Origin of the sequence: Blastopirellula marina (assembly GCF_002967765.1) — a bacterium.
Lineage (GTDB): Bacteria > Planctomycetota > Planctomycetia > Pirellulales > Pirellulaceae > Bremerella > Bremerella marina_A.
Window position 1 is genome coordinate 633,411 of record NZ_PUHY01000010.1, and the last position, 24,925, is coordinate 658,335.

Consider the following 24,925-nt stretch of genomic DNA (forward strand, 5'->3'; position numbering starts at 1 on the left):
AGGCTCTGGATTACGACGTAGCCACCGTATGAACTTCCCCTAAATGCTGTTTTTCGATCGCGAAATTACGGAAGCGAATTGTATGGGCTTCGTCGAACCATTTCTGGATGACTGGCAATTGGCCGTCGTCCATGCCAGGATTGACAGCGAACAGTTTGCCGAACACCTCGCGGCCGATTTCGCCATCTTCGACGATCACCCGACCAGCTTGCACTACGTAGCGTGGCCTTTGGAACATCTCAGTCCGATTGAGACTAGGCGTGTAGATGGTTACGTCGGCGTCAGCACCGATGCCAAGATGCCCCTTCGTGGTTAGCCCGAGCATCTTCGCCGGCGCGGCGCGAGTAATGATCGCGATTTCGTTGAGCGAATACTCGCGATCTAAATCAGCTAACATCGTCCGATCGCCGAGTGTCTTGTGCATCCGCGCGATCGCCTCGCGACGGAACGCGGCATCCATCAGCAGGTGAATGATTTCCGGATAACGAAAGACGGCACCACCGTTGGGATGATCGCTGCTCATCGCGATTCGCCACGGGTCTTTCATCATCAAGTACCATTCCAGCGCGGCCGCCCACTGCACGGCGTGTACCAACACCTTCTGCGGTTGAAACTCCATCGGAATCACGCCGCAGCTGCTTTCTAGTTCGCCGTCGGCCGCGTACCAGCGATTACCGGTCAGCTTCGACAGGAAGTAGCCAAACGGCGCGTCGCCCGTCACACCCAACGTTTGCCCTGGATTCACATGGCCAACGTCGATGGTGATGTTCTCGTGCTCGTTGACGTACTCCACCAGTTCGGGCACGGCCGAACGGAAACTGGCCGGATCGTTCTCGTCGCCGGCATAGCTATGAAACTGGGTGTGCGCGAAGTGGCCACGATGTCCGCCTAGGGCTTCCATCGTCCGCAGTGTCGTTTCGCTGTTGCCCGGAACGCCCAGATTGTTGCAATGAATGTGCACTGCGTGCGGCAATTGCAATCGATCGACCGAAGCGGCCAGGTTTCGCACAATCTGTCGCGGCGAGACACCGAAGCCAGGCACGGGCTCGTCTAGCTGCTGAACCGTCTTGCGGCTGATGTGCTTCCAGTTTTCGACACCGCCAGGATTCACAACCTTCACCGCATAGGCACTTGTCGAACTAAGGGCCCAAGCCAAATAGGCATCTAGGCAATCGGTCCGCTCTTCCCGAATCCGATCCATCACGAAATGGTTGTTACCAAACAGAAGGTAAAAACCTTTGTCCAGCAGCGGCGTATCGAGCAGGTCCTCATGCGCGTGCCGAGCATGTAAGCCAGGAATGGCCGCATCCATTGCCGTCGTGTAACCCAGACCAGCAAACATATAGCCGGTACCGACCGTGCTAGGAAGCAAGCCACCACTTGCACTGCGGCGACCTTCGCTACGTGGGATTCCTTCGTCGCGGCGATACTCGGGCGTCATCTGGCGACCGATATTTACCTTCGGACCGGCGATGTGGCAGTGCATATCTACCCCGCCAGGCATCACCACGTAGCCGCGACAATCAATCCGCCGATCGATCGGTGGCTGATTCTCCGTCGGCGGAGCAACCACCTTGCTATCTTTCAGCCAGAGGGTTTGAACCTCGCCATCTACGCCGTTAGTCGGATCGTGAACGGTACCGTTTTCGAGGACGAGGTAACCCAATGGACGTTCCTTCGTGTCGCGTTTTATTTGGCCTCAGGGAACGGTGTCCGGGTCGATGGCATCCACTTACACAAGCCGATGCCCATGAAGTAAAGCAAGCTGAGCGGAACCGCTAGTAACATCATGCTGATCGGATCAGACGGTGTCAAAATCATCGACAGGAAGAAGATCACCAACACCGACACGCGCCAGTTTGCCGTGTAGGCTTCGATGCTGAACAAACCGATCCGGTTCAGCAACAACATCACCAGCGGCAACTGGAAACTAATCCCGAAGCCGAGTGGCAACATGATCACGAAACCCATCCACTCGCTAATTCGCGGACGAGGATCGATCCCAGTCATCAAGTTGAAGCTGAACAAAAAGTCGAGCACCGGTGTGAACGCCAGGAAGTACGCGATACAGGCACCGCCGAAGAACAGCGTCAAGCTGAACGGCATAAAGATCCACACGTACTTCTTCTCGTGCGGATAAAGCCCAGCCGCGACAAATTGCCACAAGTGCCAGAAAATGCCTGGGCTGGCCAAGATCGCCCCGAACACAATGCCAGCTTTCATCCAAATCATGAACACTTCTTCCACGCGAAGTGCTTCTGTGGAAGGTTCGATCCGCTGCCAAGTTCGCATCCGAATTGGTTCGGTCTCTGGCAGGACCTTCGCATCTTGTAACGCCTTACGAACGTCGAGATCTTTATCGGTTTCCTTTTCGCCGGAAGGAGATTCGTCTTCCTTCTTTGGCTCGTCGTCGACCTCGGGCAGTTTCGTCGCGTCGTCGCTTGGTTCGCCTTCTTTCGGCGGTTCGTAATTCGCAAGACGCTTGATCTCGTCTGGCTCGACCCAGATATCGACCGGCGCCCAGTCCTTATCTTGCAGCTCTTCAAGCACCTTGGTTTCTTGCGCATCCGTAAGTTCGATACCAAGGTTTTCTTCCAGACGAGCAATCGACTTCTTCTGGTAGTATCGCACCAAGGCTTGTTGAATCGGCTGCTCGATGAATTTGACGACATCGGAACCGAAGTACAGTCCGATTGCCACACCGACGCCGAGCCAGATGAGCGCCTTAAAGAGACACGAGCGGAGCTCTTCGAGGTGGTCGCCGAACGACATCGAAGAGCCTTCAAAGAAATCATCGTTGATCTTGCTGTTCATTCCTTGGAGCCTCGCTACAGGAAGCGCGTATTTCTATTTCACAGTGGGGAAGAATGGGCAGCGGTAAGCTTGTTCCTGAGTGGATCTGGCTGTTCGACGATCACCGAATCGACCGACAATCGCTACACGCCATCGAAGCAAACAGGTTGTCTTACCATGTCGGTGGTTACTTGCCGGCACCCCGAAAGAGCACTACGCGCGACAGCAGTGGGGCATAGATATTAGGCCGGTCCTGCCACCTGACATCTGTTTTATCCTAACAACGAGTCGCAAATGTTACAATAACCGACATGCCCCATCCGAGCGTCACTTGCCATGACTGCCATCCCGCATAATCGATACGATCGCAACCGAAGGGAAACACCGTGCCGCTGAACTATCCTTTGATCTTCGAACCGACGTTTCGTGACTACATTTGGGGTGGTCGCCGCTTGGCCACCGTATTGAACAAACCCCTTCCAGCGGAAGGTGACTTCGCCGAGAGCTGGGAAGTGGTCGACCATGGCGACGATCAAAGCGTTGTCGCAAACGGCCCGATGAAAGGGAGAACGCTGGGCCAGTTGGTCAAGGAATTCCCACAGGACCTGTTCGGCACCAAGAAAGCAACGCCCACCTTTCCGCTGCTGTTCAAGTTCCTCGACGCGAACCGCGATCTTTCGATCCAAGTTCACCCCGACGACACGATGGGAGCAACACTCGATCCGCCTGATCTCGGCAAGACCGAAGCGTGGTACATCTTGGATGCCGAGCCCGGGGCCAAGGTCTATGTCGGACTGAAAGAGGAAGTCACCCGTGACGATCTTGCCGCAGCAGTTGCTGCCAACCGCGTAATCGAATGCATGCACGTGATCGAGCCCAAAGCGGGGGATTGCCTGTTTATCCCGGCGAAAACAGTCCATGCCCTTGGTAAAGGTTTGCTCGTGGCCGAGATCCAACAAGCGAGTAATACTACGTTTCGCTTGTTCGATTGGAACCGAGTCGGAGCCGACGGCCAACCGCGTCCGCTGCACATTGATCAGTCACTGGAGACCATCGACTTTGAACGCGGCCCCGTCGAGCCTCGGGTTCCGCAACCAACCTCCGATCCAGACGCGAGTCGCCTCGTGACTTGTGAAAAGTTCGTGCTGGATCGGTGGACCTTGGAAGGTCGCAAATCGATCGGGGGGACCGACCGATTCCATATCGTGGCCATTTTAGAAGGGAAGATCCGCACCTCGCACGCCCAGCTTGATCAGGCCCTCGGCAAGGGTTCAACCTTTCTCATCCCAGCTAAATGCGGCCCGCTACAGATCAACGCGGTGCAGCCAACGGTTCTGCTGGACATGTATTTGCCGTAATTTGTCCTTCCGTTTGACGAGATCAAGAACAGGTTACAGTTGAACCATACTCCCAGAATACGACAACTGTAACCACTCCCAATTTGGCCTTATCTCCATTGCCCTAGATTGGGGAACCCAGTATCGTTCGAGCCGTTGTCCCACTTTCCCCACCCCCAGGGAGCCAACCGGTGACCGGCCCTATTCGAAACAATCAATGCTCAACAGCCTTCAGGCTAGGTCTGATGGGGCTGCTTTTATCGAGTATTGGCTGCGCTGGCATGGTCGGACCGAATTGGACCAACCCCGGCACCATGCGACAGCAACAGCTGCGCGCGATCGTTGACGATCCATACCCCGATACCGATGCCGGGCCCGAAATGCTCGGCGTTCGACCGCGTGATTTCCAGCAATCTCTTCCGGAGGCAGTGAAGTTGCGGCCTAATTTCTACGCCGCTCCACCACGTCGCGTTGGCTGGTGAACCCCATGACGTCAGGCCGTATCAGGCGTATCATAGAGCAATTCGTTTGAATTCCTCTTTCCCATCTATCGGCCTGCAATGCCTGGTTCATCGTCATCGTCTTCCTCTGCACGTCTGCACAAAGTGTTGGCCGAGGCCGGGATTGGATCCCGCCGCAAGTGCGAGGAAATCATCCAGGAAGGCCGCGTTGAAGTCGACGGCGAGTTCGTCACCGAACTGGGCACCGTCGTCGATCCCGAAAAGCAGAAAATCACTGTCGACGGCCAACGTATTCGGGCCCGTCGAAAGCAATACTTCATTCTCAACAAGCCCGTAGGCGTCGTCAGCACCAACTTCGACCAGGAAGGCCGCACCCGCGTGGTCGACCTGGTCCCACAAGACGAACGCCTGTTCACGATCGGTCGGCTTGATCGTCAGAGCGAAGGGTTAATCATCGTCACCAACGACGGCGAACTCGCCAACCAGTTGGCCCATCCGCGTTACGGCGTGGCGAAGACCTACCACGTCGAAGTGGCCGGCATGCCATCGCCCGATGAACTAAAGATGATCCAAAGCGGCGTTTACTTCGCCGAGGGCTTCGTGCAGGCCGAAAGCTGCAAGCTGAAACGAAAGCTAAAGAAGAGTGCAATCCTCGAGATCGTGCTTCGCGAAGGGAAAAACCGCGAAATTCGCCGCATGTTGGCCAAAGTCGGCCATAAGGTACTGAAGCTGAAACGGGTCTCGATCGGCCCGCTGAAATTGGGCGAAGTCCCAGCTGGCGCTTTCCGCGAGCTAACCCCGTCGGAAGTCAAAGCCTTACGAGCTTATTCTGACGCAGAGAGGGCCAAGGGAGCCCCCAAACGCAAATCCGCCGGTCGCCGCACCGCTGGCACCAGCAACTTTGTTCCTGGCAAGAAAACGGCCAAGAAGAAGCCATTCGGTCCTGGCCGGAAAAAGAAGAAGAAACGAAATACTGGCGGCCAGAAAACGCCACTCGTTTCCGAGGCTAGACGTGGCCAGGGACGGATCGTAAAGCAGAAAAAGGCATCTCGCAAGAAGCAGACTCGCCAGAAGTAAGCCACTAGAAAGATTAGCAACCGATGTCGCAATTTCAGTTCCAAGCCACTTCGATTGTCGAGAACGTCCAATTGGCAACCCGCATCTATCGGGTTCGCTTCGAGGCCCCTGAGATCGCGGCCAAGATCAAACCGGGCCAGTTCGTCATGGTTCGGATTAGCGAGTGCTTCGATCCGCTACTCGGCCGAGCATTTGCCTTGTATGACGTCATCGCGAACGAGAACGGAAAACCCACGTTCGTCGACGTGGTTTACCAAGTTCACGGCAAGCTTACTTCGCGGCTGAAGGATATGGAGCCCGGCCAGAAGTTGGAAGTCTGGGGGCCGCTGGGGAACGGCTTTACATTGCCTGAGACCGATCACCTGATCTTGGTGGCCGGCGGCATCGGGCAAACTCCCTTCCTGGCCGTCGCCAAGCAAGTCTTTGGACTGCAGCAGTACGGGGCAGGGGAGTCCGAGACCTCGAAGCCCAAGAAGGTGACACTTTGCTACGGAGCTCGCACCGCAACCGATTTCGCCGGACTAGATGATTTCCGAGCGACTGGTCTCGATCTGAAGATCTGCACAGAGGACGGCAGCGCAGGCTACCACGGACTAGTCACCGCCTTATTGGACCAGGCAATCGACGAAGGAATCGGCCAGTGTCACGTTTTGTGCTGTGGCCCTGAGAAAATGATGGAAGCCGTCAGCGAGCTTACCGGAAAGCGCACGGTGCCGTGCCAAGTTTCGCTCGAAACGCCCATGGCATGCGGCATCGGAATCTGCTTCACCTGCGTCGCACCGGTTCGCCAAGAGGACGGAAGCTGGGACTATAAAAGAACATGTGTCGAAGGGCCAATCTTCGACGCATGTGAAATTGCTTGGGATCAAGCTTAAAGCAGAGCCATCCTCAACGACAAAACGCCTGCTGATGCACAACAGGCGTTTTAATGGACTTACAAGCCTAGCAATCACGCGGGATCACAATCGGCGAGCTTATGATTCGCCGATGAGCCCATGAGCGTGCTGCGAAAGAACCGCCCGAGAACTAGGCGGAAGCCTTCTGCTTGGCGGTCTTAATGTGGTGCGACAAACGCGACTTCAGGCGCGAGGTCGTCTTTGGGTGCAGAACCCGCTTGGCGCCAGCTTTGTCGAGTTTCTTCACCGTGGCGCGAAATTGCTCTTCGGCCTTCTCGAAATCGGATGCGGCAACGGCTTCACGCACGCTACGGATCGAAGATCGGAGGGACGACTTAACCGCACGGTTGTGTGCGCGGCGAACCACATTCTGGCGAAGACGTTTTTTGGCGCTCTTGGTATTAGGCATGATTGAACCGGGTAATCGGAAACGAACAGTCCTTTGTCAGACTCTTAATTTAAGCTACTCATCATGCCGCATTTACAGCAGTTTGTCTAGCCGTAGCTTCACATCTTTGTAGGAAGCGTCGATTTTGTGGAGCCGCTTGAGGTTTTTACTGGCCGAAACCCAGTCCTTCAGCCCTTGCGCGAGCACGCCAGCTCGATAAAGGAGCAGCTTCAATCCGTCAGAACTCATGTTCTCTGCACGAGTTAGGCCTTCTTCATACGCTGCCAGGGCCGCTTTGTACTGTTTGCGGGACTGGAGGCATTCGCCCTTGTTGAGATGGCAAATTGCGTAATGTTTATCGTCCGCTGCGGCGACCTCATCGAACAATTGTTCGGCTTGTTCAAAGTTTCCCATCCGCTTGAGCCTCACCGCGAGTTCATATTTTAGGACAATATCGCCCGGCTTTCGCTGATTTCGCTTCGAGAAGACTTCCAATTCGATGCGATTCAGGTCGTTGCGAGCCGTTTCGACCAGCTCGAGCAGTTCCGGAGTTGGGGTGGCGGCGGCTTGTTTCTCGGCCAGACGGAATCGATGACGAGCCTTGACCATCATCAACTCCTCCCGTTTCTCGATCAGCTCAAGCGTGTCGCCAAAATGAGCTTGGGCCTGGTTCCAGACCTCGTCTGCCTCGAAGAATTTGCCTTCTTCGCAGCAAAGATCGATCAACATCATGTAGTTGGACGAGATGTCGGGATTGTTCTCGATCCGATTTTTTAGCTTTTGCTTCTCCGTCAACGGCCCTTGGGCAGCTGGGGGAGCTTCGCCACTTTCCTCCTGAGCAGCCAGTTGCTTACGACGTAGCTTGGCGGCTTCTTCCGGATCGAGACGGTTGGTAACGGTCGACAGCCCCTGAGCACGGCGCTCGCGATCGATCGTCAATTGCGAGATCATCTTGTTGGCTTCGTCGTCACCACGTTTCTTTTCTTCGATGAAATGCCACAGCGAGATCGCTTGGTCAAACTGGCCGACTTTACCGAGGTATCGGGCACAGTGCCGCATAACCTCCATATCGCCCGGCGAACCGTCCATGGCGTTTTTCATGTAACGCAAGCCGACTTCATTGAATCGCAGGGCGGCACACGCATCGACCATCGCCCGCAGCGTGACGCTGTCGTAAGGATTATTTTTCAGCAGGTCGATTCCCTCGGAGATCACTTCCAGCCACTTTTTGGCGGCCAGGGCTTTCTTCACATTTCCTTTGCCGCCAAATGCGGAGAAAACCGAACCCTTCTTCTTTCCCTTAAACTTGAGATCCAAGTTCTCGAACATCTTCTCGACGTAGACCAAATTCGCAGGATCACGTCGACAACATTCGCCGAGCAAACTGTGCGCGTAGTCGTAGTCATACTTCGGCTTGCTCATCATCTGCGAAGCATGTTCGAATAATTGCTGCAGACGCTTTCGTAATGCCGGCGAAACTTCGTAGTCAGATTCTTCAGAGGTTGGGGAACTTGCACCGTCGGACATAAGCTTTGGCCAAATCGAATCGAAAACGGGTAAGAAAAGGAGGTGCCTGCCAAGCACCATAATCCGTTACTCCTATTGTATCAACCGCTTCCGTTTCAAGGACGATTCGTCTTAAATTCATGTAGGACGACATTTTCCCACACGATCCGCCAAACGAGGGATTTCCGTGACATCTATTTCCCCGCAGCAAAGCCAGACGCCACCAGGAACCGTTTACCTGGTGGGCAGTGGCCCGGGTGACCCCGGCCTTTTGACCTGGCGTGGCATTTGTTGTCTGAAGAAAGCGGATGTCGTCCTTTACGATTACCTGAGCAATCCCGAGCTTCTCAGTTACGTCTCGTCCACCGCCCAGCGACACTGCCTGGGCAGCCATGCCGAGCGAAAGCTGTGGACACAAGAGAAGATCAATGCCGAAATGGTCGCCCATGCCCAGCAAGGCAAAACGGTCGTTCGTTTAAAGTGTGGCGATCCAACCGTGTTCGCCAGGGCGGCCGAAGAGTTTGAAGCTCTCCGCAAGTACGATATTCCGTTTCAAATCGTTCCCGGTATCACGGCGGCGTTGGCCGCGAGTGCCTATGCCGGCATCCCGCTGACCCACTCGGCACATGCCTCGGCCGTCGCGTTTGTGACCGGCCACGAGAAGCCGGGCAAACAAGATTCGTCCATCGATTTTGGTGCACTCGCCAGTTTTCCCGGAACCTTGGTGTTTTACATGGGCGTCACCACCGCTCCGCAGTGGAGCGCACAACTGATCGAGCACGGCAAGCCAGCCGATACGCCGTGTGCGATCGTACGACGATGCAGCTGGCCGGACCAGGAAACGTTTCGTTGTACGCTCGGTGAATTGCCCAGCCTGCTTCACTCTGGCTCGAAAATTCGTCCGCCAGTGATCACCGTAGTTGGCGAGGTCGCCGCCGACCGGAGTATTCCAAACTGGTTTGAAGAACGACCACTCTTCGGGCATTCGTTTCTGGTAACGCGTCCCGAGCATCAAGCGATCGATCTCCAGCATGAACTGTCAGAGCTTGGCGCCGAAGTGGTTCTGCAGCCAGCGATCGATATCGGTCCGCCCCACGACTCACAGCCACTCGACGAAGCGATCCGTCATCTTGAAAACTACCAATGGGTCGTTTTTTCGAGCGCAAATGGCGTGACGTTTTTCATTCAACGCCTAAAACAACTCGGCTTCGATTATCGGAAACTTGGCCACGTGAAGTTTGGCTCCATCGGACCTGGCACAGCCGATCACCTTCGTTCGTTTGGGTTCCACACTGACATCCTGCCCGAAGAGTATCGAGCGGAATCGCTCGTCGATGCACTCACCGCCAGTGTCCGAGGAGATCAAGTCTTACTCATACGGGCATCGCGCGGACGTGATGTTCTGCCGAACGGATTAAGCGAGGCGGGGGCACAGGTCACCGAAGTAGTTGCCTACGAAAGTGAAGATGTGACCCAACCTTCAGCAGAGGTCGAGCGTCGCTTAAGCGCTCGCGACGTTGACTGGATTATCGTGACCAGCAGCGCCATCGCTCGCGCCACGGCCAGCCTGCTACCTGAGGCAATGAAACGCAGCAAGCTCGTAAGCATCAGCCCCATTACCTCGGACACATTGCGTGAACTTGGCTACGAGCCGACCGTGGAAGCGAAAGTTTACACGATGGACGGAATCGTCGAAGCGATCTTGGACTATGTCACAAAGCTCGCGAATTAGCCGGAATGCTTATCGCTGGTAGATCGGCAGGTAGCCCAGGTCCAGCTGCATCATGATCAAGTTGCATGCTGTGACGTAGATCGGCCCCACGCTCGAATCATCCCAATAACCTTCGCCATTCTGCTCGGCCGTGATCCGATCGTACAAACGATTGCGGAAGACTTCCCACAGACTCTTGTCGTCCGTTCCTTCACGATAGACAACCTGCGAATAGTACAGGTAAGAGTAGTGCCAATGGCTGAAGGACTGGGCCTGGGTTTGAATCTGGTAGAGATTCTTTTTGCAGTAATCGAGCATCTCTTTCACGACGTTCGTCTTTGATTCGCCAGCGTTTTGCAAACAGCAAATCGAAGCGGCCGTGATTGCCGGTCGCGAAGTACCGCGATTCTTCGAGCTATAAGAGATACCACCGTCAGGATTCTGGCAGTCGTAGATGTACTTCTTTGCGTTATCGACGACCTCAGACGGCACTGGGATGCCAGCGTTGCGACAGCCTCGCAGTCCTTGAACCTGCGTGATCGTGGTCGATCCTTCGTCGAAGTCGTTCCCATCTTTCGCGCTAACGTAGCCCCAACCGCCTGACTTGGTCTGAGCCGACACGCTGAACTCGACCGCCTTGTTGAGGATCTTAATCAAATCTTGGCGCCGAAACTCGTCCTCTTCCTCTCCGAGGACCTGCGAGAGAAACAGCATTGAGAAACCGTGACCGTACGTATACCGATTGTCGGTCAGCGGGTCGCCGATCAATCCGTTTGGTCGGGCCTTCGATACAAGAAACTCAACCGCTCGGCGAAGATTTTCCGCGTACGGTCCTTGCATTGTCGTCGACCCAGAGGCACACAGCGCCGTCCCAGCGAGCGCGGTCATCGCGGTGGGATAATTAGCAGCGGTCCAGTGACCCAAACGCGATTGAGTGCGAGCTACCCAGCCTAAGCCTTTTTCAATACAGGCTCCCCAGGTGCGGCGTTGAGAATCAGAAGGTGGGGCGGCCAATAGCTCTGGAGCGACCGCAGCCGCGGAAAGCCCGCCCAACATTCCCAACATCCGTCGACGATTCAAACTCTGCACTTGCTACCTCCCGTGGTTCGCTATGGCTTTCCCTTATTTTTCCAGGTGGCGCACGCGCCGTCTAGCAAACTTTGGCTTATTCAGACTGCAGAAGCGGGAAGTCGATCGAATTTTCACCCAAACACTGGCCGTTTGAAGGCAAGTGAGATGGGGAGGACTACTTCTGCTCGGCGAACGTGGTGTACGCAAGAAACCCGAGCACGCCAGCACAAACGATGAACGCAATGTCCATAATCATGCTGACCCCGCCGAATGGAACTCCAGCCACAAGGTCGAGCGCGAAAATCAAGAGCAGGAGAACGGCGATTACCATTCCCACAATCGTTAGCGCTTTCGGCATTGGCAACTCCTGGAGCAAATCAGCGATACGCTACGGTAGTGAAGAGGAAAATTTTGACCAATTTATCCAGTCCATCCAGTATACCTCGTTCTAAGGCAATGTCACCTGGACGGTTGGAAGTCGCCTCGAAAGGGAGGCGATATGGTCGTTACGATGCACCAGGCTGGTGTTGGGGAAAAGGAAAAGTCTCTACAGTGATACAGTACCAGCCCTGGTCAAAAACGTCCTAATTTAAGTCGTAACTATATTTCCAACAAGTCTTTCAGTCGATCATAAAAGAAGCTTTTCATGACGTTTTCCGACGAATCGCGGTGGCAATCTTTCCGCGAAGCGATGCCCGTGACTCAAAAATGGGCCTATTTCGACCACGCAGCGGTTGCCCCTTTACCCCAATCTACGGCCCAAGCGATCACAAACTGGTGCCAACAGGCAGCTCACGAAGGTGACACAGTTTGGCTGGACTGGGAACAATTAATCGAAAAAACACGACAATCCGGAGCCAAGCTCATTGGAGCTGATACGGACGAAATCGCGCTGGTCAGCAACACGACCCAAGGGATCAACATCGTTGCGGAAGGGATCTCGTGGAAGCCGGGGGACAATCTAGTAGTTTTGGGGAACGAGTTCCCGTCGAATCTGTATCCGTGGCTTCACCAGCAAACCAAAGGGGTCGAAGTGCGGGTTATTCCGGTCGAAGGGGTTGAACCTGATCTGAACCGGATTGCCGAGGCCTGTGATGCGAACACGAGGATTCTGACGATCAGCTGGGTCAGTTACAAGACAGGCTGGCGGATCGATCCCGCCAAACTTGCCAAAATCGCCCACGATGCCGGTGCGCTGTTCTTTCTCGACGCGATCCAAGGGATGGGTGTTTTTCCGTTAGATGTGCACGAAGCGGATATCGACTTCCTGGCAGCGGACGGGCATAAGTGGATGCTGGGACCGGAAGGGGCCGGGTTGTTCTATTGCAAGAGGGAACTTCTCGACGAGCTTTACCCGATCGGTGTTGGCTGGAACAGCGTGGCCGACCGCAAGAATTTTGATAAGACCGATCTCACCTTCCGAACGAGTGCGGCTCGGTACGAAGGTGGATCACAGAACATGCCTGGCTTGATCGGGCTGGGCGCTAGTTTGGACTTGCTGCTGCAGTACGGAGCCGGTCCGAAAACATCTGCGATCGGCGAGCGTGTTCTTCAGGTCACCGACTGGGCATGCGAATCACTGACTAAGGCAGGAGCCAAGCTGATCACCAGTCGAGAAGGGGACGAGCGATCCGGGATCGTATCGTTTCAAGTTCCTGGTAAGGTTCCGCAAGCCTTGCGAGCAGCAGGTCAGAAGATGGGCGTCAATTTCAGCGTCCGGGGCGACTTCGCACGCCTCAGCCCGCATGCCTACAACAACCAAGCCGATATCGATCGATTGGTAGAAACCCTGGCAGCCGTCGAGTAAGCTTTCAGCAGGCACCGACAATCGTCAATCCCATGGCGGCTTCTATCGAGGCGGCCATGAAATCCTTTCCCTTTCACGATTTGCTTTCTGGAAGTGTTGATGGCGGACAACAACCGAATCGCCGTATACGTTGGATCGTTCGATCCAATCACCTTGGGACATCTCAATCTGATCGAGCGGAGCAGCAAGCTCGTCGATCGCTTGATTGTCGGTATCGGCGTGAACGCCGAGAAAACCGGTCTGTTCAGCCCGGAAGAGCGGATCGACCTGGTTCAAAAGGTGACAGCCGATATGCCGAACGTCGAGACGCAAACCTTCGACGGCCTGGCCGTCGAGTTCGTTCGAAACGTGGGTGCACGGGTAATGATCCGCGGTATTCGTCCGCTGACGGATATCGCCGGCGAATTCACGATGATGATGGCCAACCGCAAGCTCGATTCCGGGATCGAAACCATCTTTCTGATGGCCGACGAAGAGTATGGCCACGTTTCCAGTTCGCTGCTGAAACAGATCACGCCTCTTGCCAATGATGAACAACTGCAGAAGTTCATCCCGGCCTCGATTATCCCTGATTTGCGGGCCAAGTTCGCCACAAGCAAGTAACTTCGATGGACCTAGCCGTGCACTGGGTAACCCTGACATTGTTTTTTACAGCAACCCTCACGGCTGGCTGTCGCTTGGCTTCCTCCGCCCCAGATCCACAGTGGTTAGCCGATTTCCAGAACGCAAACCGCATCGCGATTACATCCAATCAAGGACAGCAAATAATTGCCGATCCCAATCTCGTCGCTCGGCTGGAAGGCATCTATAGACAAGCCACGTGGAAACCGTACCGAGATACGTTACCAGGACATCTTGGCGAACGAACGATTGTTTTACTCGATGGTCATAACGAACTAAGACGCTTCAACTACACGGGAATGTTATGGGAAAGTAATTCCTACACAGAACAGCGTACCGCGGTTTTGTCCGAGGGAGATCGCAAGTGGTTGGAATCGCTTTTTGCAGCAATTCCGCCAGAGGATAAAGCTGACTTAGCTGAATCTTCGTTGGACTAAATGGAAAGCGAGTCGCGTTAGTCCTTCCAATCTGCTTTTAGAACGAGTTCATCCTCTTCGGCGATTGGGTTTCCACGCAGGGCATCACGTGCTTGTTTGTAGAGAACGGCCCGGCGACGACGCATGAGTTGTTTCAAATCGTACGGCGTAAACCCAATCCGATCGGCCATTTTGGAAAGCACTTTCTGTTCGGCTCGGCAGACGGTCCCATCGGCGAACGCCATATCGATCATCTTCACCAGCCACAACTGGCCAATATCTGGATCGCTTGGCATCTGCACGTCGAGCTGTTTATTCAGTGCGGCCTGACACATATCTTTCAGCTGCGGACGACTGATTCCGTAATGCTCGGCCATTTGCTTGAGGAGTTCAACTTCCTTGGGATCGAACCGTCCATCAGCGGCCGCCATCACGACAACCCAGGTGAACATATCGACCGAGCGCATCCCTTCCGACCACTCTTCCAGTTCCAGCATTCGGGCACGAATTGCCGCGTCGACATCGTAACGGCTTAGCCCTAGTTCTTTGGCGGTCGCGAACACAATTACCTTTTGCCAGGCCTCGATCTGGGCATCGATCAGCGCGACGTTCACCAATGTTTTCAACCAGAAATTCAAAACCTGCGAATTGAGCTTTCGCAGCGGGGCACGATTCAACGGCTTGCGATCTTTGGCCGCGGCTAGGAGCGCTGCGTTGGGCACCTTCAATGCCTTCGCAACCTGACGGATGAATTCGTTGGAGTTGGCCTTGGGAATTTGAATCTGGCGGGCGACTTCAATCAACAAGCGGCACAAAGTCACGTCGTCTTCACGAATCATCACGTTCGGTGCGTGCCCATCGATTTGCACCCCCTCAATTTCGCTCTTGGTGAACTCGGGCATCGTCTGCTCCATCGCCACCACTCGCTTTAATGGGACATCTTCCGCGTCGTAAGTCTGTACGACGGCTACTTTTGTTTCGATGCCTTCGTACGCCTTCTTTCGCAGGGCCAATGCCTCGGTCGAAGTAAACGGCAGCATATCGGCCATTGTCCATTCGAGTGCCCCATCGTTGAGAACCGTCTGGCAGAACTCACACGCGTGCGAAGCGTTGTTCGACTCGGGGGCGCCACACTTCGGACAATGCGAACTCGTGATCGTTCGCTCAATGCGGGTCTTCGTACCGTGCTTACGAACCAAGACCATCATGGTGCTCGTCTGTACCGGTTCCTTCTCCAACACGATCTGTCCACTGCGATCGATTCCTCGCCGAGCTGTCCAACGGATGTGCATCAACGCCTTATCGTACGGTTCTTCGGAGATTACCCCGGAAACGTCCGCGGCGAGAATACGAGGCTCAAGATAGATTGTGCGATTTCCAAATCGATCAGGCTCAAGTTTCTTTTCGTACGCTTCGCAGAACCGGTCGGTCGCAACCTTACCGATTGCGTCGATCACTCCGAGTCGATCAGCCAGAAACTTGCGAAAGAAGATCACACTGGCTCGGTCTTCCAAATAGTGCGAGCTGAATCCCTGATCTTGCTTGATCCAGTAGCGTGTTGCGCTGCTCATCTTGAACGGCTTGGTCACCTTCCAAGACGACAGATCGGAAATCTCGGAAAGCACCCAGCCATGCTCACCAGAGCGAACGGTACTATCACAAGCAGGGCACTTTTCCCATTGATTCACCGAAATATCGGTTCCGCAATTCGGGCATTGTCCATTCACCGAACCAAAGTCCTTTGACTTCGTTTTGGCACCACGACGACGCAGGAAAGTCCAAACCTCACCAATTTCCTCTGGCTCTTCGACCGTAATCTGCGCCGTTCCTTCCGTCATGCGATACTCACGCATCGCGTGGCCGGTGATGCGTACCGAGATCACCTCGAACGCGTTGTGAGTGTTCTTTGCTGAGGTAATCTCGACAGGGGCGATCTTCGTAAGTGTGAGCTTCTCGGTCTTTCGTGAACGCCCCAAGCTGGCTTCTTCATCCAAGCGGAAGGCAAATCGCTGATAGATTCCGTCGGAAACAAAGGCCCGGATTTGATCGAGTTCTCCCTCGTCGATCGCTTTCTCGACGGTGATAAACGCACTGGCCGCCGCCGCGCAGAAGTCTTCCAGATCGAAATCAGGATCCGCCTCTTCAATCGCTTCCAGCGCCTTTTCCATCTGGCTGATGCGAGACTTGATACTGCCGAGCTTGATGGTGGTCAGGCTGCGGAGACCGCCCTGAAGGTGCTCGGAGGCGAGACCGGCTAGAAAGATCCCGGTGAGGATCACGAAACCCAAACCCTCAAGTCCGCTCGCGGCGGTGAGAATCGTATTTTCCGCCACAAACCAAGGCATAACATCAATCATCCACGTGGACGACGGCAAAGAAAGGAACGAGCCGAAAAGTCGCCACGCGAGAGCGCAGCGAATGGTGTTTTCGAATACTTATTCGTTGAGTCTAAGAAAACCTTGCGGAAAAATCGACTGAGCGAGCTTAATTTCGCTCGTCGCGATGCTCTTTTCCGCGATCTTGCAGATAGCGACGCAAGTAGAGGGCCCGCTCGATGTTCCGTCCGGCGGTATCGAGTTCGTTGCCACGCAGCTTTTGTAAATGGGCCGGCTGGGTCTCAACGAACAGCTTGTTAATATCGGAAATCGCCAGATCGTCGATCAGCCCCAGATTCACGCCCATGCGAACACTTGAAAGCAGGTGCATGGTCTCTTCGCTACTGATCGTCTGTGCTGTGCACAAAATACCGTAAGCCCGACTGATCTTGTCGTGCAGATCCTCACGGTTTTGCGTGATCAGGAAGTCGCGAGCTTTACGTTCGTACTCGATGATCATCGGCACCACGCCGCTGACCTGACCGATCAATTCTTCTTCCGATTTGCCCAGCGTAATTTGATTACTGATCTGGTAAAAGTCACCCATTGCCTGGGAACCTTCGCCATACAAACCGCGGACGGCCAGATTAATCTTCTGCAAGCTACGGAAGACCTTCTCGATCTGGTTGGTAATGACCAGAGCCGGCAAATGCAACATCACGCTGACACGCATTCCGGTACCGACATTGGTGGGACAAGCAGTCAGATAGCCAAGTCGTTCGTGAAACGCGTAGCTGAGCTTGCTTTCCAATTGGTCGTCAACTTCGTTGATCTGATTCCAAGCACTGGTCAAATCGAGACCACTTTTCATCACCTGGATGCGCAAGTGATCTTCTTCGTTGATCATCACGCTCAGGCGTTCGTCGTTGTCGATGGCTACACTGCGGGCACCTTCGGCCTCGGCATGTTCGCGGCTGATCAGTTGACGCTCGGTGAGAAACTGGCGATCGACGTGGGCTAGTTCGTCCACACGCAGATAATAAAGCGTATTAAAGCCGGGAATCGCTTGCAGACGGTCATGTACCATCTTCTCGATCGATTTTCGATCTTGGGGCGAGCAGCGGCGAATAAACGGGAATTCGGCCAAGTTACGTGCCAGACGGATTCGGCTACTGATCACGATGTCAGACTCGGGTCCGCTGCCGCGCATCCATTCGCCCGATCGACATGCCAATTCGCGTAATTCCACGTATTTCCTAACCTTCACTCACCAAACTTGGCGATTTCCCGCACAAGGCTCTTCCTTGTGCACTACCACGTTACTGTTGACCTTCTTCAATCTTACGAATTTCGTCCCGGATCTGGGAAGCACGCTCGTAATCTTCCTTCTCGATCGCCACCTTCATGTCGTTGTGAAGCTGGATGAGCTGCGTTTGCTGCTGGGACGACTGCTGATGATGCTTGGGATGCTTTCCAGCATGCTGGTTGTCGCCATGAATATTGACGATCAGCGGATCGAGCTCGCTGCCGAAGCAGGTGTAGTCGTGTGGACAGCCCAAGCGACCTTGATTCCGGAATTCGTAGAAAGTGATCCCACAAATCGGACAGACCTGTTCGTCAAGCTTGGCCAATTCTTTCGCCGTGTCGGCGACTTTCAGTTGCTGATGCAACATGCCGGCCAACGACGGTTGGATCGGCATCCCCCCCGACGGATTCTGAGTCAGGTAGGTCTGCGCGCACTGCTCGCACAGGTGCAGCTCATGCGGCTTCTCCCCGGTCAGTTCCGTAATGTGAAAGGTTGCTGGCTTTTCGCACTGTTGACACTTCATAACGAAAAATCGCCTCCTTCCATCAAACTGACAAATAGCACAAATTCACCACCCAGAACCAAGTCACGACCCAATAGGTGGGAACCGATCAACGTAAATCCAAATTGCAATTAGAGATACTGCGCGAGGATTATTCTGGATTCTATCGACGCTAAGGGGGGTGTCAAGATAAGACGTCATCCCGTTCAATGTTACCTGAGACTGAAATTTCGTGGTCGTGAACATTTACGAGTGCTCACGCGTCTCCTCCGACATGTTGGCTTCGTGGTTCCCCTGGCAGACACCTGATTTATGCCGTACCTCCCTGAATTCACCGAGTTCGAGAAGCTCGCAGGCAAGTTTGAAATTATTCCCGTTTATCGACGCTTGATCAGCGATTCGATGACTCCTGTTTCCGCCTTTCACAAACTGGACGACGGCCAGCCGGCTTGCCTGTTTGAAAGTGTCGTCGGGGGGGAAAAGGTCGGTCGATACTCCTTTATTGGTATCCATCCCGAATATCATCTCAGTGCGACCCGCGACCAGGTCACGGTTTCCCGTCCAGAGGGAAGTGAAACGTTCACTTGTGCTAACCCGCTGGAAGAACTGCGAAAGCGGCTTGATACTGGCAAAGTGGCCCACATTGAGGGACTTCCTCCATTCAATGGTGGGGCGATCGGCTATGCCGGCTACGATGTGGTTCGCTACGTTGAGAATCTGCCCAACGCCCCAGAGGACGATCGGGAACTCCCCGATCTTTCATTTGGTTTCTACAACAATCTGATCGTCTTTGATAACGTCAGCAAGATTGCTTACGTCATCGTGATGGCCAAGTGTCCTGAAGGGCAAGACAACGATCACAAGGCGATTTACGAAGCCGCATGTCGTCAGGCCGACGCGATCGTGGCTCAGCTAACCAAGCACGATCCAACCCTTACGCCTACCGATATCGACCTGGCTGGCGTGCCGACGATTGGGTATCGCTCGAACTTCACCCAAGAGGACTTCGAGGCGGCCGTCCGCAAGTGTGTTGAGTACATTGAAGCAGGCGACATCTTCCAAGTGGTGTTCAGCCAGCGTCTGGCGGTTGACATCGAAAGTGATCCATTCGAGATTTACCGAACGCTGCGAATCGTGAATCCAAGTCCGTTCATGTTCTTCCTGCGCACGCCTGAAACGACGCTGGTTGGCAGTTCGCCCGAGATCATGGTCCGCGTGATGGACGGCGTGGTGACGGTACGGCCACTCGCCGGAACGCGACCGCGAGGCTTGACCGAGGCCGAGGACCTGAAGCTGGCCGAAGAACTGCTGGCCGATCCCAAAGAACGGGCTGAACATGTGATGCTCGTTGATTTAGGCCGCAACGATGTGGGCCGCGTCGCGAAGTATCGCAGCGTGCAGCTTTCCGATGTGATGGCAATCGAACGCTACAGCCACGTGATGCATATCACCTCGAATGTCACCGGAGAACTTCCGGAGAACAAAGATGCGTTTGACGCCCTCGCCGCCTGCTTACCGGCAGGAACGGTTTCAGGGGCTCCCAAGGTTCGGGCGATGGAAATCATCGACGAGATCGAACCACATCGCCGCGGTCCTTACGCAGGGGCGGTTGGCTACATCGATTACGGCGGCAACATGGATACCTGCATCGCGTTACGGACGATCGTCATTCAAGACGGAACGGCTTACGTGCAAGCGGGCGCCGGCATCGTGGCCGATAGCGATCCGCAGATGGAATACCAGGAAACGCTCAACAAGGCTCGAGGGATTCTCAAAGCGATCGAGATCACCGAGAAGCGTTCGGCTGCAGCTGCCAAGGGCAAGTAGCAAGACGGGTGGCGGGTTTTCCACTTGGCGGCAACGTGCCAAAATGAATGGATACCGGAACACAGGTTCCACGATCCTTTACCATGAACGGGGCTTAGTCCATTGCGCACCATGATTCACGTTATCGCCACTATTGAAGTCGCCGAAGGTACTCGCGACAAATTCCTGGAACACTTCCACAATCTGGTTCCCTTGGTTTTGGAAGAAGATGGCTGCATCAGTTACGGCCCAGCCATCGATGTCGACGCCAAACTCGACGTCCAAATTGGTCCTCGTGATAACGTCGTGACAGTGGTCGAAGCTTGGGAATCGGTCGAAGCATTACACGCTCACTTGGCCGCACCGCACATGGACGACTATCGCGAAAAGGTGAAGGACATCGTCACGGATACCAAGATCCAAGTTCTCAGCCCAGCCTAACGCGACATGCGCGACGTCCTAACAGCTCTGGTTGCGGACGTACCGACCGGGAAATCGGTCGCCTATTGTCAATTGATCGACACCCGCGGTTCCACGCCCCAAAAGGCGGGCGCCGCGATGTTGGTTTACGCTGGCGGTCAGCAAGTGGGGACGCTGGGTGGCGGCTGCGTGGAAGCAGAAGTCAAACGCCTGGCGATTGCCCACCTGGAAACAGGGCAGGGGACCGTCAGCAGTTTTGTCCTTGACCACGATTACGGCTGGGACGACGGTCTAATCTGTGGTGGCCGAATGGAGGTATTAATCCAACCTCTGGCGGCTGGTGGTGATGTGAGATTCTTCCAGGCGATTCTTGATGCCATCACTAACAATGTGGGTGGCACCTTCGTGATTGCCACTCTGCCGAGAGAGTCTGAGTCGGGGCCAAGCTTCGGCATGCATTGGATCTCATCAGCCGGAAAGTCTTTAGCCCAGTGCGGCGAAGCGAGCCTTCGAGCGGCCGCCGCAGAAGTGGCTGCCGAGCATCTACGCTCTCTGGCGGAACGCCCACTTAGCTATCGAGTGAACAACGTCCTGTTCCTACCGATATTACCGCGCTGCGAGCTTCTCATCATTGGTGGCGGTCACGTCGGTAAAGCGGTCGCGCGGCTCGCCGCGAAGGTTGATTTCGACGTCACCGTGGTCGACGATCGAGAGGAAGCGGTCAGCCTTGAAAGGTTTCCTGACGCCGTCGGCCGCATTGCCGGCCCAATGTTAAATGTGCTTCCGCAGATTGAACTCAGCGAGCAAGCATACGGATTGGTCGTCACACGCGGGCATCAACATGACGAAATGGCCCTTTATCATTTGGTTCAGCGAAAATTCGCCTACCTCGGCATGATCGGTAGCAAACGAAAAGTGCGGATGATTTATGACGACTTGCTGGAGAAAGGGATTCCGCAAGAGAAGCTCGATCAGGTGCACGCTCCGGTCGGCCTTGATATTGGTTCCCGTACGGTCGAAGAAATCGCAATCAGCATTGTCGCCCAATTGATTGCTCATCGCAGCCGAGCGACGACATGAATGGGGCAGGCCGCAGCTTTGCGATCGTCCCAGCATGCGGCCAAAGCCGGCGAATGGGGACCGACAAGCTGACGCTCCCATGGCAGAACTCGACCATTCTCGAAACCGTGATCGAAGCTTGGCTGGCCTCCCAGGTCGATCACATCTTAGTAGTTATTCCGGCTCAGCGAGCCGACCTGCGACACCTTCTTGCTGAAAAGTCAATCGAGATCGTCCCGGCCGAAAGCGTTCCCCCCGACATGAAAGGCACTGTTCAGCTTGGCTTGGCCAAGATCGCTGAAACCTTTCAGCCCAATCAGGAAGACTTCTGGCTGGTTGCCCCCGCTGACATGCCGACGCTATCACCAACGACCATCGACGCAATCTTGGCCCAGCAGGCAAAGTTTCCCAAGAATATCTTGGTGCCGGTGTGTGGCGACCAGCGGGGGCACCCGGCTCTTTTTCCCTGGAAACTTTCTGAGGGGGTGTTTCGTCTCGCTTCCGACGAAGGAATTAAGTCCCTTTTTAGGCAAAATTTGCTTCAGGAAGTTCCGGTCAGTGAGCTCGGCAAAGATGCCAATACACCACAGGAACTTCAGGATTTACGTGAGCGTTACGAACGGTAACGTAAAGGAACTTGGCGTTCTGCTTGCTTCGCACCCTTAACTTTCCTACGCTACGAGGATGAAATAACGCCTGACGCGAGCGGAATTTGGCTCGACGTAACAGACTCCTCATATCGGCGGCTGAAGACCTCTCAAGCATGGCACTGAAAACCGACTCGGCGCGAAACGAATTCACACCGTTGCTCGCTTCCCCTATGCGCAGCAAGTGGCTCACCTTCTTTCTCCTGTTCGGCATGTTGGCCACAACTGGCTGCTCGGGTTGTTTTGAAGGGGCGGAAACCGTTGAAGAACGCCAGAAGCGACTCGAGAAGGAAGAAACCAAAGAAGACTTCGAGCCCCCCAAGCTGAATGTTCTTCCTTCCGACGATCGCAAGACGCGGCTTAACCGCGTAAAGCCAGGTCACTGGACGAACGTCAGCACCCAGATGAAGGCCAACAACTTTGACTTCCGCGGCGAGTTGTACGCCTACACCGTTTCGCAAAACGTGCCGGTACCGATTCGCGATACCGATTACTACTTCTCGTCGACACGCCCAATTGCATTGCCTAAAGGGCAAGATCGCTGGTCGGACGTGCTCTTCTATCCGCCGCTGTTCAATCAAAACACAACGGCAACACGGATGTTTGCTTGCGACCTGCGACCTTCCGGCGGGGGCCGTCCCGTATTGGTTGAACGTTTGGCGACGACTCGCATGCACAAGCAAGAGTACTTCATGGTCGCCCTTTCGTCATCGGCCGATTCGTACCAGTTTCTGGAAGCGACCGACGTGATACGTCCGCTGCACGATTTGAACTCGGCCGAAGAGATGGCACCGCATTATCGATTGATCTTACCGAAGGTGATCGATCGAGTTTCGGTGCCAGAAAACTCGATGGCTTGGACCTCTATCGCCTATGTCATTTGGGACGACATCGATCCGAGCTTGCTCTCCTTGGAGCAGCAGCAAGCGATGGTCGACTGGTTGCACTATGGCGGTCAACTGATCATCAGTGGGCCCGATTCCTTGAACCAATTGAAGCTGAGCTTCCTGGCCGATTACTTACCCGCCGAGGATACCGGCAGCATCGAACTGGAAGCGGATCGCTTCAAGGAGATCAACGAAGCGTTTGTGAAGGAAGAAAGAATCTGGGAACAGGGCGTCTTGAATAACTACCGATACGAAATCGAACTCCCAGGTGGTGCATTGCGTGGCGTTGATCTCAAATTGCATCCCGATGCGCAATATGTCCCCAAGACTGGTGATTTAGTGGCCGAGCGTCATGTGGGCCGTGGTCGGATTGCTGTGACGGCCTTTCAACTGCGTGCTCCCGATGTCTCTCGCAACTGGAAAAACTTCGACACGTTCTTCAATGCCGTGTTGCTTCGTCGACCAGCTCGTGACTTCAAGGACAGCAACGGCACGGCGGAAATCGTCACGATGTGGGCCGATCGCGAGGCGTTTAACGACCCTCGCCGAGTTACGTCGCTCCGCTTCATGAGCCGCGACTTAGGCAACAATCTATCGATCTATCAACAGCGCGACGCCAAGCTCTTGGCGACTCTCAATCCAACGGTCGTCGATCTTGAAGAGGACGACATCGAGGATACGAGGCGACAACGCGAATATGAATTGCAAGAAGAACGAGACTTGCGAAACGCGATGCAGGTCAGTGATTCAAATAACCGCTACTCTGGCTTCAGCTACGACGACCAGTCTGGCATGGCTGGCTGGAACGATAAGAGTGGAATCTCGGCGGCAGCTCGTGAATGTTTGCGAGATGCGGCCGGTATTTCGATTCCCAATGGTAACTTCGTGCTGCGAGTCACCGCTGGCTATTTACTTGTCTTGGTTCCGCTTAACTGGTTTGTGTTCTGGCTGATCGGCCGCGTGGAATGGGCCTGGATCGCGGCGCCGATCATCGCGATCTTCGGAGCGTTGTTTGTGATCAAGCTCGCGGAGCTCGATATTGGATTCGCTCGCAGCCGAACCGAAATTGCGTTCATGGAAGTTCAGCCGAACTACCATCGGGCACACTTGACCCGCTATACGTCGCTCTACACCTCGCTGAGTACGTCGTACGACATGACGTTTACCGAGTCGACGGCGGTTGCCTTGCCGTTTGGTCGTTCGCAGGACGCCCAAAGCAATCAATCACGCCGTTTCAACAGCGGGTTCAGCGAAGTGCACTACCATCAAGAAGGGGGCGACATCCAACTGTCGGGCCTCCAGGTAGCTTCAAACTCATCGACGATGGTTCACAGCGAGTACTTCATGTCTTCTTCCTCCCAACCGGTTTTCCAGTGGAAATTGAACGAGGAAGGCAAAGACCAGCTCACGTACGGCTCGACACAAACTTTGCACGATGTCGGGATCATTCGGCGCAACGCTGAAACTTCCAAGATCGAAGTCGCATGGCTCGGCGATCTAGAACCAGATTCTCAGCAAGTCGTCCAATTCACCAAACCATTCGACGAGTGGCAACTGTTCCAAGAGTGGCTGGATTCCCCAGTGCTCAGCTTGGACCGCACTACCGGTGAGGTGAACCTGCGTCACCTTCTCAACACAGTCAAAGACGCCCGACACCTTGGCCCCGGTGAGACGCGACTGATTGGTTGGACCGATGAGGACATGCCGGGGTTGACCATTTCGCCCGCTTCCAGTCAGCGGACGATTCGTACGATGGTGCTCGGTCACCTTTCGTATGCGGAATTCCCGACACCTCAGGCCGACTTGAACACACGGCGTGTCGGCGGTCAGGAACCAGCCCAGATGCAGGCCTATGAATTGGATCTGTTAGAAGAAGCCACTAACTAGAGTATACCGACC

At 54.7% G+C, this 24,925-nt stretch carries 22 protein-coding genes; 13 read left to right on the forward strand and 9 right to left on the reverse strand.

The features are described 5' to 3' along the window. Nucleotides 1-10 precede the first annotated feature (10 nt). Nucleotides 11-1,666, reverse strand: a complete 1,656-nt coding sequence (locus C5Y83_RS13655; RefSeq protein ID WP_105330288.1) for a formylmethanofuran dehydrogenase subunit A — start codon at nt 1,664-1,666, stop codon at nt 11-13. Between the two features lie 23 nt (nt 1,667-1,689). After that, a complete protein-coding gene (locus C5Y83_RS13660) occupies nt 1,690-2,814 on the reverse strand; it encodes a twin-arginine translocase subunit TatC (RefSeq protein ID WP_105330289.1) in 1,125 nt (374 codons plus the stop codon). Nucleotides 2,815-3,179: 365 nt separating this feature from the next. Between C5Y83_RS13660 and C5Y83_RS13665 the strand changes: the two genes are divergently transcribed. From C5Y83_RS13665 to C5Y83_RS13680, 4 genes are all read left to right on the forward strand, one after another. Further along, nucleotides 3,180-4,151 carry a type I phosphomannose isomerase catalytic subunit gene (locus C5Y83_RS13665; protein ID WP_233207214.1) on the forward strand — a complete coding sequence of 324 codons (972 nt, stop codon included), beginning with the start codon at nt 3,180-3,182 and terminating at the stop codon, nt 4,149-4,151. Between the two features lie 224 nt (nt 4,152-4,375). Then, complete coding sequence (locus C5Y83_RS13670) at nt 4,376-4,612, forward strand: membrane or secreted protein (protein ID WP_233207215.1); 237 nt, start codon at nt 4,376-4,378, stop codon at nt 4,610-4,612. Nucleotides 4,613-4,690: 78 nt separating this feature from the next. Beyond that, complete coding sequence (locus tag C5Y83_RS13675; RefSeq protein ID WP_105330290.1) at nt 4,691-5,668, forward strand: pseudouridine synthase; 978 nt, start codon at nt 4,691-4,693, stop codon at nt 5,666-5,668. 23 nt (nt 5,669-5,691) lie between these two features. Next, nucleotides 5,692-6,543 carry a dihydroorotate dehydrogenase electron transfer subunit gene (locus C5Y83_RS13680; RefSeq protein ID WP_105330291.1) on the forward strand — a complete coding sequence of 284 codons (852 nt, stop codon included), beginning with the start codon at nt 5,692-5,694 and terminating at the stop codon, nt 6,541-6,543. Between the two features lie 151 nt (nt 6,544-6,694). Here the strand turns inward: C5Y83_RS13680 and rpsT are convergent, their stop codons facing one another. Next, entirely contained in the window at nt 6,695-6,973 is a 279-nt protein-coding gene (rpsT, locus tag C5Y83_RS13685) for a 30S ribosomal protein S20 (RefSeq protein WP_105330292.1), read from the reverse strand. 72 nt (nt 6,974-7,045) lie between these two features. Next, nucleotides 7,046-8,479, reverse strand: coding sequence for a tetratricopeptide repeat protein (locus C5Y83_RS13690; RefSeq protein WP_158262356.1), 1,434 nt, complete (start codon nt 8,477-8,479; stop codon nt 7,046-7,048). A 166-nt stretch (nt 8,480-8,645) separates the two neighbouring features. Here C5Y83_RS13690 and cobA point away from each other — a divergent pair, with 166 nt between their 5' ends. After that, nucleotides 8,646-10,190, forward strand: a complete 1,545-nt coding sequence (cobA, locus tag C5Y83_RS13695; protein ID WP_233207216.1) for a uroporphyrinogen-III C-methyltransferase — start codon at nt 8,646-8,648, stop codon at nt 10,188-10,190. A gap of 9 nt (nt 10,191-10,199) precedes the next feature. Here the strand turns inward: cobA and C5Y83_RS13700 are convergent, their stop codons facing one another. Both C5Y83_RS13700 and C5Y83_RS13705 read right to left on the reverse strand, forming a co-directional pair. Then, nucleotides 10,200-11,234 (reverse strand): prenyltransferase/squalene oxidase repeat-containing protein, encoded by a 1,035-nt coding sequence (locus tag C5Y83_RS13700; protein ID WP_114304679.1) that lies wholly within the window; start codon nt 11,232-11,234, stop codon nt 10,200-10,202. Nucleotides 11,235-11,415: 181 nt separating this feature from the next. Next, nucleotides 11,416-11,598, reverse strand: a complete 183-nt coding sequence (locus tag C5Y83_RS13705; protein ID WP_105330295.1) for a hypothetical protein — start codon at nt 11,596-11,598, stop codon at nt 11,416-11,418. Nucleotides 11,599-11,886: 288 nt separating this feature from the next. Here C5Y83_RS13705 and C5Y83_RS13710 point away from each other — a divergent pair, with 288 nt between their 5' ends. The 3 genes from C5Y83_RS13710 (at nt 11,887) to C5Y83_RS13720 (ending at nt 14,105) form a co-directional block, all read left to right on the forward strand. Beyond that, on the forward strand, nt 11,887-13,047 hold the full coding sequence (locus C5Y83_RS13710) for an aminotransferase class V-fold PLP-dependent enzyme (protein ID WP_105330296.1): 1,161 nt from the start codon (nt 11,887-11,889) through the stop codon (nt 13,045-13,047). Nucleotides 13,048-13,146: 99 nt separating this feature from the next. Continuing rightward, the gene (gene coaD, locus C5Y83_RS13715) at nt 13,147-13,650 is read left to right on the forward strand and encodes a pantetheine-phosphate adenylyltransferase (RefSeq protein WP_105330297.1); all 504 of its coding nucleotides are present in this window, start codon (nt 13,147-13,149) and stop codon (nt 13,648-13,650) included. Between the two features lie 17 nt (nt 13,651-13,667). Continuing rightward, on the forward strand, nt 13,668-14,105 hold the full coding sequence (locus tag C5Y83_RS13720) for a hypothetical protein (protein ID WP_233207218.1): 438 nt from the start codon (nt 13,668-13,670) through the stop codon (nt 14,103-14,105). A gap of 17 nt (nt 14,106-14,122) precedes the next feature. Here C5Y83_RS13720 and C5Y83_RS13725 read toward each other — a convergent pair whose 3' ends face one another. The 3 genes from C5Y83_RS13725 to C5Y83_RS13735 all read right to left on the reverse strand — a co-directional run bounded on the left by C5Y83_RS13725 (nt 14,123) and on the right by C5Y83_RS13735 (nt 18,228). Further along, complete coding sequence (locus C5Y83_RS13725) at nt 14,123-16,429, reverse strand: TIM44-like domain-containing protein (protein WP_158262357.1); 2,307 nt, start codon at nt 16,427-16,429, stop codon at nt 14,123-14,125. A gap of 139 nt (nt 16,430-16,568) precedes the next feature. Beyond that, nucleotides 16,569-17,609 (reverse strand): protein arginine kinase, encoded by a 1,041-nt coding sequence (locus C5Y83_RS13730; RefSeq protein WP_105330787.1) that lies wholly within the window; start codon nt 17,607-17,609, stop codon nt 16,569-16,571. Nucleotides 17,610-17,718: 109 nt separating this feature from the next. After that, nucleotides 17,719-18,228: a UvrB/UvrC motif-containing protein gene (locus C5Y83_RS13735; protein WP_105330300.1), complete on the reverse strand. Its 510-nt coding sequence runs from the start codon at nt 18,226-18,228 to the stop codon at nt 17,719-17,721. Nucleotides 18,229-18,519: 291 nt separating this feature from the next. Between C5Y83_RS13735 and trpE the strand changes: the two genes are divergently transcribed. The 5 genes from trpE to C5Y83_RS13760 all read left to right on the forward strand — a co-directional run bounded on the left by trpE (nt 18,520) and on the right by C5Y83_RS13760 (nt 24,913). Further along, on the forward strand, nt 18,520-20,034 hold the full coding sequence (gene trpE, locus C5Y83_RS13740) for an anthranilate synthase component I (protein WP_105330301.1): 1,515 nt from the start codon (nt 18,520-18,522) through the stop codon (nt 20,032-20,034). Between the two features lie 111 nt (nt 20,035-20,145). Next, nucleotides 20,146-20,454: a putative quinol monooxygenase gene (locus tag C5Y83_RS13745; RefSeq protein WP_105330302.1), complete on the forward strand. Its 309-nt coding sequence runs from the start codon at nt 20,146-20,148 to the stop codon at nt 20,452-20,454. Nucleotides 20,455-20,460: 6 nt separating this feature from the next. After that, a complete protein-coding gene (locus tag C5Y83_RS13750; protein WP_105330303.1) occupies nt 20,461-21,513 on the forward strand; it encodes an XdhC family protein in 1,053 nt (350 codons plus the stop codon). After that, nucleotides 21,510-22,118 carry an NTP transferase domain-containing protein gene (locus tag C5Y83_RS13755; RefSeq protein ID WP_105330304.1) on the forward strand — a complete coding sequence of 203 codons (609 nt, stop codon included), beginning with the start codon at nt 21,510-21,512 and terminating at the stop codon, nt 22,116-22,118. The genes C5Y83_RS13750 and C5Y83_RS13755 overlap by 4 nt, the downstream gene beginning before the upstream one ends. 137 nt (nt 22,119-22,255) lie before the next feature. Further along, a complete protein-coding gene (locus C5Y83_RS13760) occupies nt 22,256-24,913 on the forward strand; it encodes a hypothetical protein (RefSeq protein ID WP_105330305.1) in 2,658 nt (885 codons plus the stop codon). Nucleotides 24,914-24,925: the final 12 nt, after the last annotated feature.